18 protein-coding genes are annotated in these 17,160 nt (G+C 68.8%); 7 read left to right on the plus strand and 11 right to left on the minus strand.

The genetic code is table 11. The features are described from left to right. Positions 1-142: 142 nt before the first annotated feature. The 3 genes from U1F38_RS16010 to U1F38_RS16020 all read right to left on the minus strand — a co-directional run bounded on the left by U1F38_RS16010 (position 143) and on the right by U1F38_RS16020 (position 2,011). Complete coding sequence (locus tag U1F38_RS16010) at positions 143-571, minus strand: GlcG/HbpS family heme-binding protein (RefSeq protein ID WP_409988074.1); 429 nt, start codon at positions 569-571, stop codon at positions 143-145. 143 nt (positions 572-714) lie between these two features. Beyond that, positions 715-1,641, minus strand: coding sequence for a catechol 2,3-dioxygenase (locus U1F38_RS16015; protein ID WP_409988075.1), 927 nt, complete (start codon positions 1,639-1,641; stop codon positions 715-717). A 31-nt stretch (positions 1,642-1,672) separates the two neighbouring features. Further along, the gene (locus tag U1F38_RS16020; protein WP_409988076.1) at positions 1,673-2,011 is read right to left on the minus strand and encodes a 2Fe-2S iron-sulfur cluster binding domain-containing protein; all 339 of its coding nucleotides are present in this window, start codon (positions 2,009-2,011) and stop codon (positions 1,673-1,675) included. Between the two features lie 584 nt (positions 2,012-2,595). Here U1F38_RS16020 and U1F38_RS16025 point away from each other — a divergent pair. Further along, a complete protein-coding gene (locus U1F38_RS16025; RefSeq protein ID WP_409988077.1) occupies positions 2,596-3,300 on the plus strand; it encodes a GntR family transcriptional regulator in 705 nt (234 codons plus the stop codon). A gap of 53 nt (positions 3,301-3,353) precedes the next feature. Here the strand turns inward: U1F38_RS16025 and U1F38_RS16030 are convergent, their stop codons facing one another. The 3 genes from U1F38_RS16030 to U1F38_RS16040 form a co-directional block, all read right to left on the minus strand. Continuing rightward, entirely contained in the window at positions 3,354-3,836 is a 483-nt protein-coding gene (locus tag U1F38_RS16030; RefSeq protein WP_409988078.1) for an RES family NAD+ phosphorylase, read from the minus strand. A gap of 258 nt (positions 3,837-4,094) precedes the next feature. Then, a complete protein-coding gene (locus U1F38_RS16035) occupies positions 4,095-4,607 on the minus strand; it encodes an antitoxin Xre-like helix-turn-helix domain-containing protein (RefSeq protein WP_409988079.1) in 513 nt (170 codons plus the stop codon). Between the two features lie 42 nt (positions 4,608-4,649). Then, positions 4,650-6,395 (minus strand): lysoplasmalogenase family protein, encoded by a 1,746-nt coding sequence (locus U1F38_RS16040; RefSeq protein ID WP_409988080.1) that lies wholly within the window; start codon positions 6,393-6,395, stop codon positions 4,650-4,652. Between the two features lie 47 nt (positions 6,396-6,442). Between U1F38_RS16040 and U1F38_RS16045 the strand changes: the two genes are divergently transcribed. Next, the gene (locus U1F38_RS16045; RefSeq protein ID WP_409988081.1) at positions 6,443-7,285 is read left to right on the plus strand and encodes an NAD-dependent protein deacetylase; all 843 of its coding nucleotides are present in this window, start codon (positions 6,443-6,445) and stop codon (positions 7,283-7,285) included. A gap of 259 nt (positions 7,286-7,544) precedes the next feature. After that, entirely contained in the window at positions 7,545-7,841 is a 297-nt protein-coding gene (locus U1F38_RS16050) for an addiction module antidote protein (protein WP_409988082.1), read from the plus strand. 71 nt (positions 7,842-7,912) lie between these two features. On the opposite strand, the gene U1F38_RS16055 is transcribed toward U1F38_RS16050, so the two are convergent. From U1F38_RS16055 to U1F38_RS16065, 3 genes are all read right to left on the minus strand, one after another. Beyond that, positions 7,913-8,737 (minus strand): sulfite exporter TauE/SafE family protein, encoded by an 825-nt coding sequence (locus U1F38_RS16055; protein WP_409988083.1) that lies wholly within the window; start codon positions 8,735-8,737, stop codon positions 7,913-7,915. A gap of 145 nt (positions 8,738-8,882) precedes the next feature. After that, positions 8,883-10,031 (minus strand): hypothetical protein, encoded by a 1,149-nt coding sequence (locus tag U1F38_RS16060; RefSeq protein ID WP_409988084.1) that lies wholly within the window; start codon positions 10,029-10,031, stop codon positions 8,883-8,885. Further along, positions 10,028-13,225: a class I SAM-dependent DNA methyltransferase gene (locus U1F38_RS16065; protein WP_409988085.1), complete on the minus strand. Its 3,198-nt coding sequence runs from the start codon at positions 13,223-13,225 to the stop codon at positions 10,028-10,030. The genes U1F38_RS16060 and U1F38_RS16065 overlap by 4 nt, the downstream gene beginning before the upstream one ends. Positions 13,226-13,356: 131 nt before the next feature. On the opposite strand from U1F38_RS16065, the gene U1F38_RS16070 reads away from it, so the two are divergent. Genes U1F38_RS16070 through U1F38_RS16080 form a run of 3 tightly spaced genes read left to right on the plus strand, consistent with a single transcriptional unit; the run spans position 13,357 to position 14,461 of the window. Continuing rightward, positions 13,357-13,617, plus strand: coding sequence for a type II toxin-antitoxin system RelB/DinJ family antitoxin (locus U1F38_RS16070; protein WP_409988086.1), 261 nt, complete (start codon positions 13,357-13,359; stop codon positions 13,615-13,617). A gap of 15 nt (positions 13,618-13,632) precedes the next feature. Next, entirely contained in the window at positions 13,633-13,905 is a 273-nt protein-coding gene (locus tag U1F38_RS16075) for a type II toxin-antitoxin system YafQ family toxin (protein WP_409988087.1), read from the plus strand. 10 nt (positions 13,906-13,915) lie between these two features. Further along, on the plus strand, positions 13,916-14,461 hold the full coding sequence (locus U1F38_RS16080; protein WP_409988088.1) for a 2'-5' RNA ligase family protein: 546 nt from the start codon (positions 13,916-13,918) through the stop codon (positions 14,459-14,461). Here U1F38_RS16080 and U1F38_RS16085 read toward each other — a convergent pair. Beyond that, positions 14,446-15,696, minus strand: a complete 1,251-nt coding sequence (locus U1F38_RS16085) for an MFS transporter (protein ID WP_409988089.1) — start codon at positions 15,694-15,696, stop codon at positions 14,446-14,448. The genes U1F38_RS16080 and U1F38_RS16085 overlap by 16 nt on opposite strands. A 107-nt stretch (positions 15,697-15,803) precedes the next feature. Here U1F38_RS16085 and U1F38_RS16090 point away from each other — a divergent pair, with 107 nt between their 5' ends. After that, positions 15,804-16,631 carry an SDR family oxidoreductase gene (locus U1F38_RS16090; protein ID WP_409988090.1) on the plus strand — a complete coding sequence of 276 codons (828 nt, stop codon included), beginning with the start codon at positions 15,804-15,806 and terminating at the stop codon, positions 16,629-16,631. A 16-nt stretch (positions 16,632-16,647) separates the two neighbouring features. Here U1F38_RS16090 and U1F38_RS16095 read toward each other — a convergent pair whose 3' ends face one another. Next, positions 16,648-17,055: a DUF6632 domain-containing protein gene (locus tag U1F38_RS16095; protein WP_409988091.1), complete on the minus strand. Its 408-nt coding sequence runs from the start codon at positions 17,053-17,055 to the stop codon at positions 16,648-16,650. Positions 17,056-17,160 lie beyond the last annotated feature (105 nt).

Raw genomic sequence — 17,160 nt, forward strand, 5'->3', positions numbered from 1 at the left:
TCGTAGATCTTGCCAATCAGGCTGTTGTCCACCGGATTGCGGTTCTCGAAGGTCTTGCCGCTGGCGTTCTTGACGTATTCGCCGTTGATGAAGTTCAGAAATTCTTTCATGTCGCTCTCTTGCTCGCTAAAAAAAGCCGGCGCTATGCACCCAACCCCAACGCGGCCAGCCCGGCGCGCGCACATTCCTCGTCCTGCTCGGCCGAGCCGCCGGACACGCCGATGCCGCCAATCAGGGCACCGCCTTCGCGGATCGGCAGGCCGCCGCCAAACACCACGTTGCGCGGACGCACGGGCATGCCCAGGCGCAGAGCCTCGTCGCCCCTGAGGAAGCCGGCCCACTGCGCGGTGGAAAAACCGAAGCCGGCAGCGGTGTATGCCTTGTCGATGGCGATATCGACCGAGTGCAGAAAGGCCCCCGGCATGCGCAGGAACGCGGTCAGCACGCCCGCCGAATCGGTCACCGCAGCGTTGATGCGCAGACCCAGTTCGCCCGCCTTGGCCACCGCCGCCAGCACGGCGGCATTGGCGGCTTCGGCGGAGATGATGCGTTGCTCGACGCTATGGCTCATGAACGATCTCCAAAAAAAACAGCCCCCCATCTTTTAGGGGAGGGCTGGGATGGCGGCCGGCTGCGCATCAACAGATGACGAGTGTTGCCATCGCCGCGCGTCCCCATCCTTGCCTTTCCCCTGAGGGGGAAGGAGAAAAACCATCAGGTCACCACACTCAGGAACGCATCGTTGAGCTTGCGGTCGTGATAGAAGATGCCGGCGCCGATTTCGTCCCAGGTCCAGGTAATGGGCTGCATGTCCGGGTAGTGGTCGTAGCCGCCGGCGAAAGTCTCCAGGCGATTGCCGCTGGGGTCGAAGAAGTAAATCGTCGTGCCGTTGGTGATGCCGTGGCGCGTGGGACCCATGTCGATCGAGACGCGGTTTTTGCTCATGATGTCGGCGGCGCGCAGCACCTGCTCCCAGGTGCCGAGCTGGAAGGACACGTGGTGCAGCTTGCCCGGCTCGCCGTGGCGCACGATGGCGATGTCGTGCGCCTTGGCACTGCAGGTCAGCCACACGCCCAGGTCGGTCTTGCCGTCTTCCAGCAGCGCGCGCTCGACCAGGGTGAAGCCGAGCACATCGGTGAACAGATCGCGCGAGCCCTCCAGGTCGGTGCCGTAGATCAGCGCGTGGTCCAGCCGGATCGGGCAGATGCCAGGGGCGTCGAGCACGTCCATGTCAGGGTTGGTGCAACCCACCCCGCTGCCGACGGCCGTTTTGTCGGCATACAGCTCGATGGCGTGGCCGGTGGGAATCATGAAGCGCACGCGCTCGCCGGTCTCCAGCAGCTCGCCGGCGGCGATGCGCTCGGTCTTGACGCCGCGGGCTTGCAGCTTTTTCTCCAGCGCGTCCAGCGTGGCCGCATCCAGCACCTTGTAGCCGAAGAAATCCATGCCGGCGCGGTCGGCCTGGCGCAGGATGATGCTGTTGTGGTCGCGCTCGGCGCGGGTCTTGAAGTAGGCCCGGCCCTGCGCGTCCTTGCCCATGGGCTTGAGGCCCATGACGTCGGTGTAGAACTTGACCGATTCATCCATGTCCAGCACGCGGATCTGCACGTGTCCGGGACGCAAAACGCCTGTCATTGACATGAGAAGTCTCCTTTGGGGGTTTCAGGTGGGATCAAACGGGGGAGGTGCCGGTCGGTGTCGCGGGCCGGCAAACGGTTTTCTTCATGGTGCCCAGCACGCGGATGCGCAGGTCGCTGGTGGGCGTGACGCGGCACGACAGCACGCAGCCGCCGGCCTCGTCCTGCTCGCTCACATGCGCGCGGCTCATCACGCGCTGGCTGTAGCTGCCATCGAGCACCTGCACCTTGCACACGCCGCAGCCGCCGCTGCGGCAGCCCACGGGAATGCCCTTCTTGCCCAGGGCTTCCATGCCGTGCAGCACCGAGCGCCAGTCCACGCAGCGGTAGCTTTCGCCGGTGTCCTCGATGGTGATGGTGTAGTGCTTGGGCATGCGTTCGCACGTGCATGAAAGCCGACAGAAACAGTCTCCAAAAATCGTCATGCGCCACAAGCCCGGGTGGGGGCGATGCGTCCCCTCTTCGGGACGACGGCACCCGTCCGTACCTCGGCGCTGACACCGTCAGTTTAAACCGAAATTTCAGAAATCTCGATAAAATAGGGAAAACACCTATCAATGAATTTCAAGCCGACCATGGCCCGACACCGGCACCACGACCGACAACAGGGCAGTCTATCTCTCATCTATTGCCCGGAAATTAAGGGCGACTACCCCGACGCAGGGCGATTGATGTCAGAATCCATCGCGCTTGTCCATGTTTTTTATCAATATTTATATTGCATGAAGGTCATGTTGCCGGCTTGGGCCATCGGTTGCCGCCCTGGTTCACAGGCCGGCGCATCGGGCTGCCCATCCCGTCAGACCCGGTGCGCCAGAGGCGGCACTTGAACGCTCCGCGGTTCATCGAGGCCGATCGTGAAAGAAGGCCCGCCCCCGCAGGCGTGCGGCTTTTTTCGTGTTCCCCCTTGCCCTAAGCTACCGCTTGCACACCATCGACGACCCCGACGCCAAACCCGATGTCCAAACGCCCCGCCCTGACCCCCACCAACGACAACGGCACGGTCACCCGCACGCTGATTGAGCGGGCCTACGCGCAGTTGCGCGACGACATCATGAGCGGCCAGCTTGCGCCCGACGAGAAGCTGCGCGTGGAGCACCTGAAGGCGCACTACGGCGTGAGCGCTGGCACGCTGCGCGAAGCCATCACGCGCCTGGTCAGCGACGCGCTGGTGATCGCCGAGGGCCAGCGTGGCTTTCGCGTGGCGCCGATCGCCGCCGCCGACATGGTGGACTTGACGAACCTGCGCGTGCTGATCGAGATCGACGCGCTGCGCCAATCGATGCGCGCCGGCAACGCCGACTGGCGCGCACAGTTGCAGACCGCCTATTGCGAGCTGTCGCAACTGGAGCAACCCCTGCGCCCCGACCAGGCCAGGACCTGGGAGGGGCTGAACATCGCCTTTCACGAGGCGCTGCTGGCGGGCCACGAATCGCCGTGGACGCTGCGCCTGCTGCGCACCCTGTCGCGCCAGAGCGAGCGCTACCGCCGCTACGCCATCAAGCTGCCCGGCAGCCGGCGCGACGTGCACGCCGAGCACCGCGAGATCTACGAGAGCGCCATGGCCGGCAACGAACTGCGCGCCGCGCTGGCTTTGGAGGCGCACATTCGCGGCACGGCCGATCTGGTGGCGCGGGCGCTGGCCGGTTCGCCCGAAGCCTGATCAGCCGCCCTGCCCTGGCGCCTCGCCGCGCGGGCCTGCGTGCCAACCGCTCCTCACCGCGCCGCCCGCGGGTCGTACAGCCAGCGCCGCTGCTTGCTCGCGCGCACCTGCCGCGCCTGCGGGTGGCGCGGGTTGATCAGCACGTTGCATTCTTCCGGCACGATGACCGAGGGCACTTCGGCCAGACAGCTTTGCGCGCCCTGCGCCCACGCCGCACCCCAGGCCATGCTCACGCGGCCGGGCGGCAGCGCGTCCCAGCCCACCTGCTGCGCGGCGTCGAACACGGTGCGCGCCTCCCACAGATCCTGCGGCACCTCGATGCGCACCAGATAGCGATTGAGCGGCAGCGCCAGGCCGCCGCCCAGGTGCACCACCGTCTCCAGGCAGGCCAGCGCGCGCGAGCTGCTGGCATACACCAGCGGCGTGCCGCGCGGGTTCCACCGCCCCCCGCTGCGCTCGGCGCCGGCACCGCTCAGGTCGTCGGCGGTGTAGTCGGGCGTGTCAGTGGCGATGCGCCAGAAGATGCCAGGCGTCATGTCAACGATTCATCGCGCTGCGCGCCATCCGCGGCAGATGAAACCCAAAGAGCCGAGAGGCCACGGAGCAGGCCAGGCCAGCGATCGCCGTGGCCGGGGTCTTGCCGGCCAGTGGCGAGCCTTGCAGGCCGCGCCGGGCCAGTGGCCCGGCCCCTCGCCAGCCAACAAAAGGTCCACCGGACCTTTTGTGCGCAGGCTCGGCCCCCTTGGGGGTGGGCGGAACATCGCGAAGCGAGTGGAGACTGGGGGTGGTCCATCTCATGCATACACGCCCGACTGCGCTTGCAGCAGCAGCGTGGCCAGCGCCTCGCGGCCGTCGGCGGTGTCCAGCAACTCTTGCGGGCACAGGCCGCCCAGCGCCGCCACGGGCTGCGCCATCCAGGCGGCGAACCAGCGCGCGGCGTCGAAGTCGTCTGGCGCCTGGCCGGACGCGCGCACCATGGCATCCACCTGGCCGATCAGGCGCGACAGGCCCACCAGCTTTTCGCTCTCGCCCTCGGACAGCCGCGCGCGCGCGGCGATCTTGCGCTCCACCGTGGAGCGCGCCAGGCCAACGGCGCGCATCAGCTGATCGCGCGGCAGGCCCATGGCGGCGCTCATCTCCTGCACCGTGCGCGCCGGCACGCCTTGCTTGATCAGGTGCACGCGCTCCAGCGCCGAAAGGCCAAAGGCCCGACCCTGCACGGACGCGGGCGAGCCAAGGAAATACGCGGCGCTGCGCTCGCGCGCGACGTGGGCGGCAGGTGCGGTGGCGGTGCTGGTTGCGGGCATGTTGATCTCCAATTGGGACAAAATATATACCCAATCGAGATATTACGCAAGAGGCCGTTGCCGCCCGCGCAGCATGCCCCCCACGATCAGCGCCTGCGCCGCGTAGTACGTGGACAGCACCCACACCTGCGCCCAGGGCAGCGGCGTGACAAAACGGTTGGTGGCCAGCAGCGAATCGCTCAGCATGAAAAAGCACGCGCCCAGGGCCACCCACAGCGCGGGGCGATCGCGCAGCACCGCCCAGCGGCCCCAGGCCTGCGCGGCCATCAGCGCAATCACCAGCACATAGGCGGCCACCGGCACGCGCAGCGCGGCGGGCAGGCCGCCCTGCCACAAGAACGCATACATGCCCGCGCCCAGCGCCAGTGCCGCCAGCAGCGCGCGCCAATGGCCGAACCAAGGCACGCCCTGGCGAAACAGCGCGACGTAGCCAACATGCGCCAGCAAGAAGCTGACCAGGCCGGCAATGAAGTGGCCGGGCAGCATCAAAAACGCGTCGCCGCTGAGCGAACACAGCAGGGCCAGCAGCAACAGCGCCTGCGACCGGTTCAAGCCAAATCGCCTCGCAGCGCCCGCCACCCGTGCACGGGCAGCTACTGCAACCATAGCAAAAACCATCGCTGCCGGCTTGGCCAGCCAGTGCCATTCGCGCAGACCCAGGGCGCTGGTGGCGGTGGCCAGCGCGCCGGCCTGGATCATCAGAGCCTCCCACGCGCTGATGCGCCCCTGCATGGCCGCGCCCAACGCCCACTGGCAGGCCGCCAGCACGGCAAACCAGATCGCGTTGACCGCCAGCGGCGCGCGATCGGCCTGCCACAAGAAAGTCGCCACGCCGCCCAGCAGCAGCACGAACTGCACGCCGGCAAACCAGCGCAGCGCGGGAGACAGGGCGGGGTTGAACAGGGGCATGGCGTCGATATTGAAGGCAGGTTTTGGAAAGCGCGCGGCCACATCGGGCGGGCGCCAGCCGGGCGGCCTGATCCACACGCCCAGCTTGTCGCGCCAGCGCGCAGCATGCCAGCTGTCGCGCGCAAGATGGGCATACACCTGCGCGTTGGCCCACAGCGGGTCCCAGCTGTTGAGCAGGCCGCGCGTGCCGTACACGACGGGCTCGCGCGCGTCCTCGTCCTCGAAGCTGCCGAACAGGCGGTCCCACACGATCAGGATGCCGCCGTAGTTCTTGTCCACATAGCGGTCGTTCACGGCATGGTGCACGCGGTGGTTGCTGGGGCTGCAAAACCAGCGGTCGAACCAGCCCAGGCGCCCCACCTGCTCGGTGTGCACCCAAAACTGGTACAGCAAATCGATCAGGCCAACCACGGCAAACACCAGCGGCGGCACGCCCGCCAGCGCCATCGGCAGGTAAAACAGCCAGCCGAAAATCGCGCCCGTGCTGGTCTGGCGCAGCGCGGTGGACAGGTTGTAGTCCTGGCTCTGGTGGTGCACCGCATGCGCCGCCCACAGCACCGCCACGCGGTGGCCCAGGCGGTGGTACCAGTAATAGCAAAAGTCGTACAGCAGCAGCGCCAGCAGCCAGCCCGCCGCGCTGGTCCAGAAGGCATCATCGCGCCACAGCGCCAGCGTTTGCCACGCCAGCGTGTACAGGCCCAGGCGCAGCAGGCGCGTGAACACCGCGCTGGTCTGGCTGAGCATGCCCAGGCTGATGCTGCTGATCGCGTCGGCCAGCCGAAACGCCGGCCGTCCGCGCCAGCGTCCCGCGGCCCATTCCAGCGCCATCAGCGCCAGAAAGACGGGCGTGACGAGAACGATGATCTGGCTGCCGGACATGGGCGCATTGTGAGTGAGCCGCGCGCTTGCGGCATCATCAGCGCTTCATGCAGGACGCCATCGCTCCCCTCATCGCCTTTGCCCACCGCCACCCGCGCCTGCTGGTGCTCACCGGCGCGGGTTGCAGCACCGACAGCGGCATCCCCGACTACCGCGACGCCCAGGGCCAGTGGAAGCGCGCGCCGCCCATGACGTACCAGGCCTTTACCGGCGACGCGCATTCGCGCCAGCGCTACTGGGCGCGCAGCCTGATCGGCTGGGCCGTGATGCGCGCTGCCCGCCCCGGCCCCGCCCACCGCGCGCTGGCGCGGCTTGAATCGGCCGGCCACGTCGAGCTGCTGCTGACGCAAAACGTGGACGGCCTGCACCACGCCGCCGGCAGCCGGCGCGTGATCGACCTGCACGGGCGCATCGACACCGTGGTGTGCCTGGTCTGCCGCGCGCGCCTGCCCCGTGCCGACCTGCAGGCCCTGCTGCACGCGCGCAACCCCGGCTGGCAGCACCATCCGGCGGCCACCGCGCCCGACGGCGACGCCGACCTGGACGGCCTGGACTTCTCCCACTTCGACGTGCCGCCCTGCCCCGCCTGCGGCCACGGCATGCTCAAGCCCGACGTGGTCTTCTTTGGCGAAAACGTGCCGCGCGAGCGCGTCGACGCCGCCCTGGCCGCGCTGCACCGCGCCGACGCCTTGCTCGTCGCCGGCTCATCGCTGATGGTGTATTCGGGCTACCGCTTTGCCCAGGCCGCCGCTGCTGCCGGCAAGCCAATTGCCGCCATCAACCTGGGCCGCACGCGCGCCGACGAGCTGCTGGCGCTGAAGGTGGAGCGGCCGGTGGGCGCCTCCTTGCAGGCCTTGGCCGAGGCGCTGGCCATGCCCCGAACCTCGTAGGTCGGGTTCGCGCAGCGCAACCCGACGTTGGCGCGCATCACGGCGCGCCCGGCGCATACACGGCCCCCGTCGGGTTTTCGTTCCTCAACCCGACCTAAACAAAACCTCCAACCAAACCGCAGGATTCGCAGGGGACTGGCGCATGCGTATCCTGTTTTATGCAATCGAGCCATGGCGGTGATCCACACAATCGAGATATTCGATTCGTGGTTTTCCAGACCGCACAGACACTGGCGCGGCAACTGTGAAGGAGCTGATCATGCAAGCCATCAAGCTGCGCAAATGGGATACGGTCGAGCACCTCAAGACCGACGAAGACATGGCCATGTACCTGGCGGCCTGCATGGACGAGGCCGGTGACGACGCGGCCTTCATCGCCGCCGCGCTGGGTGACATTGCCCGCGCCAAAGGTATGACCCAGCTCGCCAAGGATACGGGGCTGGGGCGCGAGAGCCTGTACAAGGCCCTGTCCGGCGAAGGCAACCCCAGCTTGGGCACCATCCTCAAGGTGATGCACGCCCTGGGGCTCAAGCTGCAAGCGGTGCCAGCGGCGTGACCGACGCGCCCGCCGGCGTCTGACGCGGCCCTGCAACTCGGGCCCACGCAGCGCAGTCCAGCCCACGGGCTTCACGCATGCGCATGGCCCCACACCTTGACTGACGAGATGACGAGGATCGCCGCCAGCAGGGGCAGCAGCAGCGCGCTCGAGACGACACCCAGCAGGTGCCCGCCGATCCACGCGCCCATCAGCGAGCCGGCCGCCATGACCAGCACGAACGCCTTGTTGCGGCCCAGCACCGCAAAGCTGTCGTCCCGGCTGTAGCGCGTGAATCCGACCACCATGGTTGGCAGGCTGACCGCCAGCGACAGGCTGCCGGCCAGCTTGATGTCGGCGCCGAACAGCAGGATCAGCGTGGGAATCAGCAGCTCGCCGCCGGCCACCCCCATCAGCGACGCCACCACACCAATGCCGAACCCGGCAACCACGCCGGCCACCATCTGGGCCACGCCCGTCAGCGCGCCGCCGCCCGCGACCTGCCCATGCCCCATCAGCAGCACGCCCGCGATCAGCACCAGCAACACGGCCAGAACGCGATAGAGCGTCTGGCTTTTCATCCGCGTTGCCCAGCCCGCGCCAAGCCAGGCGCCCAGCAGGCTGCCGGCCAGCAGGTTCACGACGATGGGCCAATGCGCCGCGATCTCGGCCAAGGGCACCGCCTTGGTGCGAAACAGCAGCGCCGACGCAACGACGACCAGGCTCATCGCCTTGTTGAGGATGACCGCCGACAGCGCGGCAAAGCCAAACAGGCCGATCAACAGCGGCAACCTGAACTCCGCCCCGCCCAAGCCGATCAGCCCGCCCAGCGTGCCGATCGCCATGCCGCCCGCCAGGGCGAGCGCCAGCCGCGCGCTCGGTGCCTTGTCGGCCCTTGAATTGCTGCTCGGGTTCATTGAATCTCCCTTGGTCTCGTTTTGACAATGGTCGGTCGGCGGGTGGGTTGGTTGATGCGCAACCCGACACCCACACCAGTCATGGCACGCCGGGCCTTCTGCGGCTCCTGTCGGGTTTTGGCGCCTCACCCTGACCTGCGGAGGTTCAACCACCCCCCTGCCCCGGGTCCGCGGGCGGGTCGGGTCGATAGCGGTCACCCGGTGACGACGGCCGCGCGTCGGGCGCAACCGCAAACACGCATTCGAGATACGGCCGTGCATCGTCCCAAGGCGCGCCCGCATGCCACAGATCGGCCAGCGTGCGCACCACGTCGATCACATTGGGACGCGGGCCAGCCAGGTGCGCGGCCAGCGCGTCCGGCTGGTCGGCGCGGCCATGCTTGCGCGCGTCCTGGTGCGGGTACGAGTGAAATTCGACAACCGGGCCCGGCGCCGGCCAGTCGGCGCGCCCGGTGCAGGTGGCGCCGGGCATGGGCGCCGCGCGCTGAACGTGGCCGGCTGCAAACGAGTCCTGCACCACGTGCAGCAGGCTGCCCAGGGCGATCTTTTGCATGCGGTCGGCACGGCGCGCCGTGGGGTCGCCCAGCGCAAACAAATCCTGGATGCGCCAGCCCCGGTTGAACTGGAAGCGCTGCGCAAAACCGTCGATCGGCAGACTGGCGACCACGCCCTCCAGGCCAAAGCCCCGCTCGCCAATCGCCGTGCGCCAGGTGAACTCGGCCCACGCCAGCACATTGCGCCGGGTCTGTTCGGGCGCCTCGCCGTCAGCAACGGCCATGGCGTGCAAAAACTGCAAGTCGCCAAAGTGCGAGCGCACCAGCAGGTTGCCGTTGGCGCCGGTCAGGCGCACGCCGCGCGCGGCCGCGCTCTCGCCGTGGTGAAACACCCGAACCCAGCACAGCGGCTGCGTGACCATGCGCACCGTCTGGCCGGCCGTGCAGCCCACGTACTCGCCGCGCCCCGGCAAAAACTTGAACGCCGGGTCGTCGTTCCAGCGAACGCCCGCCACCTGGTAGCGGATGTCGTACTCGCAGCCGGGCAGGTCCTGCCCATCGTCCGTGCATTGCAGCGCCCGCCGGGTGATGTCCTCGTGCACCGCGTGCCCCACCACCGACACGCCCCAAAACGCACCGCCGTTGATCGCCCGCTGCAAGCGGTTGGCCGAATACGCCGCCAGCGCGCGCTCGGTCGCCGTCGCCTCCGGGGTCAGCTTCCAGGCCAGGGCCGGCGTCGCGCCTGCTGTCGCCAGGCAGGCGGCCAGCACCACGGCCCGCAAGGCACGATGTCCGTTCATGAGGCGGCCTTTTTTGCGGCGCCGGCCTGCATCGCCCGCTCGCGGTTCAGCACAAGCAGGCGGCGCAGGATTTCGTCGTCGGGCATGGCGAGGGTGTAGTCGGTCCAGCCGTAGGCGGCGGCGACCGCGGCGTCGAGCGCGGCGTGGGCTTGCGCCAGCCAGGCGGGGCGCTGGTTGTAGAGGCTGGTGAGGGTGCGCTTTTGCAGGGCCTTGGCGTCTGCCTCGCTCAGGCCGGGCTTGGGCTCGATGCGATCCGGGTAGGGTGAATGATCCATGCCCAGCGGCACCACCTCGGGCACGCGCTGCGTCCACTCGGGCGGGTTGAGCCAGCTCTGGCGCAGTGCGTCCAGGCGCTGCGCGGCCTGGGCGATGGCGCTGGCGGCGTCGCGGATTGCTATGGATGGAGTAGCTGCTTGCGCTTGCTGGGTGCGCGCTGCGGGCTTGTTTGGCTTGAAATCACCGGGCAGGCCGGCCGGGATCAGCGCGCCGCCTTCGATGGCCTCGGTGCGCTGGTGGGCGGTGTCTGCTGGGGTGAGGCCGGCGGGGAAGGGAAAGGGTTGAAACGCAGCGATGGAGTTGTAGCGAGGATCGTTCCCTTTGCCCATTCGGCCGCCTCGCGCGAGTGCCCAGACCGCGTGGAATCGGCTGGACAGGATGCCGAAGGTGGCGTCGTCGGCACGTGGTACGACGATCAGGCTGTGCTCCGGCGCCACGCTGACGGGAAAGAAAACAAACACGCGGTGCTTGGCCGTTTCCACCGTGGCGATGTAGCGCGGCAATGCGTCAAGCTGGCGGCGCAAGCCAGGCCGCGTTTCGCCAAAGCGCCACCACCAGCGCGCCCGTGCAGCGCGCTTGTTGCTGGCCCGCACGGGTGCCACGTGCGTGCGCACATGGGCAAACGGCGCTTCATAAAGCGCAGCGTCCTGCTCGGAAAGCTCGGTGCCGAAATCAACCACCCAGTCGCCTGCCCAGCGCGAGGTCACGTCGCGGCCGTTGTAGATGGGTTTGAGCACGTCGCTGTTGGGTCGGCCATTGACGTTGGGCTGGCGCAGCCAGTTGGCTGCTTCGGCTGCCGGCACCTTGAATTGCCCAGCCAGACAGAAGCCGAAGTAAGAGGCGTCGGCGTTTTCGCGCAGGGGCTGCGCCAGCGTCAGGTCAACGGCATCGCCACTGCCCAGCGGCTGTGCCTTGAGGTCGGTGAAGATTTGAGCAACGTCTTGACCGTCAAGCCGCGCGGTCTGGGTGGATTGACCGAAGCAAACCAGCGAGACACGCACGGCGGCGCCTTCGTTCACCCACGGCTCGTCGGCCCAGGCCTCGAAGATGCGTGTGGTCTGGGCGATGGCTTCGAGCACGGGGCGGTTGCCGCGCTGGCGAATGGAGTTGGTGGCAACCAAGCCGGCGGCAAGCAGTTGCTTTTGCTCGATGGCGCGGCGCGACTTCTCAAACCAGAAGGTCACGAAATCGGCGCCACCCGGCACGCGGCCTTCGTAGGTCTTGCGCAGTGCATCGACGTAGGCGTCGCCCAATTCGCTGCGCATCCACTTGTCGCCCAAAAACGGCGGATTGCCCACCACCACGTCGGCGCGGGGCCAGGGGGATTCATTCACTCCCTCCCCCTTTGGGGGAGGGTTGGGGTGGGGGCCGGGGGCGCTGGCATCAGGCGCGGCTGATGTGGATGTGCCGTGGCCCCCATCCCTGCCTTCCGCCAGCGGGGGAAGGAGAACAGCCGAACCCGATGCGCCGCGGCCCCCACCCCTGCCCTCCCCCAGCGGGGGAGGGAGAAACTGCAGCAGCGCATCGCGGCATTCGATCTGCTCCAGCGGCTCGAGCACGGGGTTGGTCTTGGGGGCGTAGCCGTGGGCCATGCGCCACTGGATTTCGCCGATCCACACGCTGACGCGGGCCAGCTCGGCGGCGTATTCGTTCAGCTCGATGCCCAGCAGGTTGTGCGGGCCGGTGACGAGGTCCTGCTCGCGATCCAGCCCCAAGGCGGCGGCCTGGGTGATGCTGATCAGCTCGACGTCCTTGAGCGCCTTCAGGCCCATGAACAAAAAGTTGCCGCTGCCGCAGGCGGGGTCGAGGATGCGGAAGGCACGCAGCTGCTCCAGCCAGTCGACGAAGCGGGCGTGGGCCTTGCGGTAGGCGGCGTCGCCGTTTTTGGTGATTTTGGCCGCCAGCGCTTGCAGGTCGTGCGCTACCAGCTCCCATTTTTGCAGCAAGGGGCGGGTGATGACGGGGCCGGTGATGCGGGCAATCGTCGCCGGGTCGGTGTAGTGCGCGCCCAGCTGGCTGCGCTTGGCGGGGTCCAGGCCGCGCTCGAACAGGGTGCCGAAGATGCTGACGTCGATGGCCGACCAGTTGAGCGCGGCGGCGTTGCGCAGCTCGGTGATGTCGATGATCTCCAGCTTGGGCACGCTGATGTGCGCAAACAAGCCGCCGTTGAACCAGGGGATGTCGTCGGGCCCGTACAGGCCGCCGGTCTGCATGGTGGTGAACAGGCTGGCCAGGCCGGCGGTCAGGCGCTCGCTGGTCAGCTGGCGGTTGCCCACCAGACGCTCGAACATGCGCCCGGGCAGCAGGCCCACGTCTTCGGCAAAAAAGCAGAACAGGCACTGGGTCAAAAAGTGCGCCACGGCCTCGCCGGCGTGGCCGCGGGCGCGCAGCTGGGCGGCCAGGGTGGCAAAGCTTTGGGCGGCGGCCTCGGTGATGTCGCGGCTGGTCTGGCGCGGGCGAAAGCTCTCGGGCGCCAGCCACAGGCGGCGCAGCAGGGCCTGCTTGTCGGGCTGGTCGAGCTGCTCGATGCGCACCGTGTGCGTCTCGCTGGGGTGGCCGTTGAACTGGGTGTGGATGCGGAGGGTGAGGCGGTCGCACACCACCAGCAGCGGCGGGTTGGACAGCGCCAGGCTGTATTGCTGCAACTGGCGCAGCGCGGCGTCCAGGTTCTTGCCGGGGGCCTTGTTCTCCCACGCGAAGTGGTCGCGGTAAAACACGTCGGCATAGCCGCGCGATTCGCCCAGCACCAGCGAGCGGCGCTCGAACACGTATTCGCCGCCAACGTCGCTGCCGGGCTTGGGCACGCCCAGCAGGTCGCACAGATCGAGAAAGTGGCTTTGCGCGCCCTGCTCCTCGTTCAGGTGCGCGGCGGGGCCGCCGGGGCCCCATTTGGCGATGAAGTCGGCGGCAGATATCACGGGCAGGTGCGGGTTGGCGGCGTGGTCACGGTGCGCGCTATTTTGGTCGATTCGATCTTTGCGCCATGCCGCGGTCCATGTTGCTCGACTGAGCTACAATTTGGGCTTTCAACCCGACCCGTGACATAGCCATGGCCGCCACCGCATTTGTCCGCGCGCGCATCGACGAAGCGCTCAAGAACGAAGCCGCCGCCGTGCTGGCTGGCATGGGGCTGACGGTGTCCGACGTGGTGCGCATCGCACTGACCAAGATTGCCCACGAAAAGACCCTGCCCTTCGACATGCGGGTGCCCAACGCGCTGACCGCCGAGACGCTGGCCAGGAGCGAACGTGGCGAAGACGTGCATCACGCCAAGGACGCCGAGGACCTGTACAAGCAACTCGGCCTCTGAACGCGAGGCTGCGTCGTGCGCCAACCCGCGTATTCCGGCCAGTTCAAGCGCGACGTGAAGCTGGCGCAAAAGCGCGGCAAGAACATGGACAAGCTGAAAGCGGTGCTCGGTCTGCTGATCGCCGGCCAACCGCTGCCGGCTACCTGCCTGGACCACCCCTTGAAGGGTGACTGGCAGGGCTTTCGGGACGCCCACATTGAGCCCGACTGGCTTCTGATCTACAAGATCGACGACGACACCGTGCGCTTTGAGCGCACCGGACGCCACGCGGACCTGTTTGACGAATGAGGCCGGCAACGTGAGCCTGGCTTCCGCCGCCCCCGCGCCCCGGCGCCTGTTCACCGCGCTGTTCCCCGATGCCGGCGCGCTGGCCGCCATCGACGCGGCGCGCCAGGGCTGGGGCGGCCTGCCCCGGCGCCTGCGGCCGGTGCCCGAGCGCATGCACGTGACGCTGCAGTTCTTCAACGCGGTGGATGCCGAGCGCGAGCAGGCCTGGCGCGCTGCGCTGGCGGGACTGCGATTTGCGCCCTTCGACATCAGCCTGACGCGCCCCGAGCTGTGGCACGCCCCGCGCGGCACCATCGCCGTGCTGCGTGCCGCGCCCTGCCCCGCGCTGGACGCGCTGCACGCCGCCACCAACGATCTGGCGCGTGCGGCGGGCCTGGCGCCCGAGGCGCGCCCCTACAAGCCGCACCTGACGGCGCTGCGCCAGGCCGAGCGCGTGCGGCTGGCGCGGCTGGCCGCACCAATCGCGTGGCGCGTGGGTGCGGCCCGCCTGATCTGGTCGGACTTGCAGGCGCAGCCGCCGTGCTACCGCGTGCTGGGCACTTATCCGGCGCCCTGACGGCCGGGTGCGCGGGCCGCTTCGGTGTCGCGAAAGAACACGACGAACAGCAGCAGGTAGCCCAGCTGCAGCGCCGCGCCCAGGTAAAACGGCAGCGCCAGATACCCGGCATGAAACAGCGCGCCGCCCAGCAGCGGGCCGATGGCGCGCGGCAGCTGCAGCGACAGGTTTTGCACGGTGCTGGCCAGGCCCCGGCGCTCGGCGCGCGTGAGGCCCGCGGCCAGCGCCTGGCGCACGCCGGCGGTGCCGCGGTTGCTGGCGCCGCGCAGCACGTACAGCGCCATCGCGCCCCAGAACCACGGCACCAGCGGCATGGCGACGAGCATCAGCAGGCCGGCGGCGCGCATCCAGACCACGGTACGCAGGATGCCGTGGCGGTCGGCCACGCGGCCGGCCAGCCAGGCGCTGGCGGCGGCCACCGCAAAGCCCAGCGCCAGGCCGAGGCCGATGTGGTCGAGCCCCGACTGAAAGCGGATGGCGAACCAGTAGGCGATCAGCGGCCCGGTCAGGCCGATGCCCAGGCCGTTGAGCGCGTTGGCCAGCATCAGGCGCGCCAGCAGGCGGTTTTCGCCCTGGCGCAGGCGGTGCTCGGCGGCGGGGTGCGGCGCGATGGGCGCGGCAGGCAACACGGGCTCGCGCGTGCGCAGCAGCAGGCCGAAGCTGCACAGCGCGCCCGCCAGCGGCAGCGCAAACAGCCAGCGGTAGTCGGCCGCGTCCAGCGCCGGCCCCAGCCACCATGCCGGCAGCGCCGCCAGCAAAGCGCCCACGCCCATGCCGGCAAAGCCGACCGCGCTGTTGGCGCTGAACACGCGGGCGCGCTGGTGCATGGGCAGCTCGATGGCCAGCCAGGCCTGCTCGATGGGCGCGAACGCACCGGCCGAGCCGTTGGCGCCGCGGCCGAAGGCGCCGACCACGGCGGCGGCAACCAGCAGCCAGGGCGTGCTGGTCAGCAGCGCCACCAACGCGGCCAGCGCCTGCAGCAGGTCGTAGCCGATCAGAAAGGCGCGCCGCCCGCCGCGGTCGCTGAGCGGCCCGACCAGCAGCGTGAGGCTGGCGCTGAGCAACAGGGCCGCCGTCAGCACCGCGCCGATGGTGGTGGCGCCCCAGCCCAGCACGTGCAGGTACAGCGCGAACGCCGCCACCATGGCGCCCTGCCCCACGCTGCGCGCGGCCCGCATGGCCATCAGCAGGCGCACGTTGCGGGGCCAGGCGGACCAGGGCATGGGCATGGGCATGAGGGTGGGCACAAGACGGGCGCGGAGCGCCGGCGTTGCAGCCATCTTCACACAAGCGGGGGGTCGGTGCTATCGTGGGCCGCTTCACCGATTCAAGGAGACGGCGCATGGCATCCACGGTTTTCATCACCGGCTGCTCGTCGGGCATCGGCGCCGCGGCAGTGCGGCACTTTGCGGCGCAGGGCTGGAACGTGGCGGCCACGCTGCGCCAGCCGGGCACGGCGCATTTCGAGCCCGGCGCGGGCTGCGTCGAGGCCTTTGCGCTGGACGTGACCAACCCCGACTCGGTGGACGCCGCCGTGCGCCAGGCGCTGGCGCGCTTTGGCGCCATCGACGTGCTGATCAACAACGCGGGCTATGGGCTGTTCGGCCCCTTCGAGACGGCCACGCCCGAAGTCGTCGACCGGCAGATGCGCACCAACGTGGGCGGCGTGTTCGCGGTCACGCGCGCGGTGCTGCCGGGCATGCGCGAGCGCGGCAGCGGCGTGATCATCAACGTGGCCTCGCTGACCGGGCTGGTGGCGATGCCGCTGTATTCGCTGTACGCGGCGTCCAAGTTTGCGGTGGTGGGTTTTTCGCAGTCGCTCAGCCACGAGCTGGCGCCGCTGGGCATCCGCGTGAAGGTGTTCACGCCGGGCGCGGTGGCCACCGACTTTTCGGGCCGCTCGCTGGTGCGCACCTTCGAGGGCGACGGCGGGCCGTATGCGGATTCGATCGCCAAGGCGCTGGCGGCCTTTGGGGCCAACCGCGGCGCGGGCAACGCGATGACGCCTGAACAACTGGCGCAGGCGCTGTACGGCGCCGCCACCGACGGCAGCGCGCAGGTGCTGTACGCCACCGGCGATGACGCACGCGAGATCCTGAAGGCGCGCCAGGAGCTGGGCGAGGAGGCGCTGCTGGCGGGGGTGCGGCAGCGCTTTGGGTTGGCCGGTTGAAGAGCACGCCGCCGGGCTACGCTGCGCCAACCCGGCGGCCCTGGCCGCCGCGCACGGCCGGCGGGCACAGCCAAGCCAGCACGAGGGCGATCAGGAACAAGGCGGGCACGTCACCCAGCAGGTGGCCGACGTGCTCGGGCATGGCCAGCGCCTGCACGGCCATGATGCCGCCGTGCACCACGCTGGACCAGAGGGTGAATGCGATCAGGCTGACATGGCGCGCCGGATCGCGCGCCGCCAGCCAGAGGAACACCCCCAGCGTGGCATAGATGCCGATGATCATCTGCAGGTAGTCGGACTGGCCGGCATGCCAGGTCCAGCCACCGGGCCACAGCACGGTCAGCGGATAGACGCCAAGGACGAACACGCATCCGATCACGCGCAAGGCCACGCGCAGCCAGTATTCGCGAGCGCTGGGGGTCATGGTTGTCTCCCGGTGGTTTGAGGGGCCGCCCGGACCGTCGATCGTGCGTGTTGGCCGCCCGCCGGGACGATGCGCGCGGAGCACATGGCCATGATGGCACTGACA

This window comes from Ottowia sp. (genome assembly GCF_046348305.1).
Taxonomy (GTDB): domain Bacteria; phylum Pseudomonadota; class Gammaproteobacteria; order Burkholderiales; family Burkholderiaceae_C; genus Ottowia.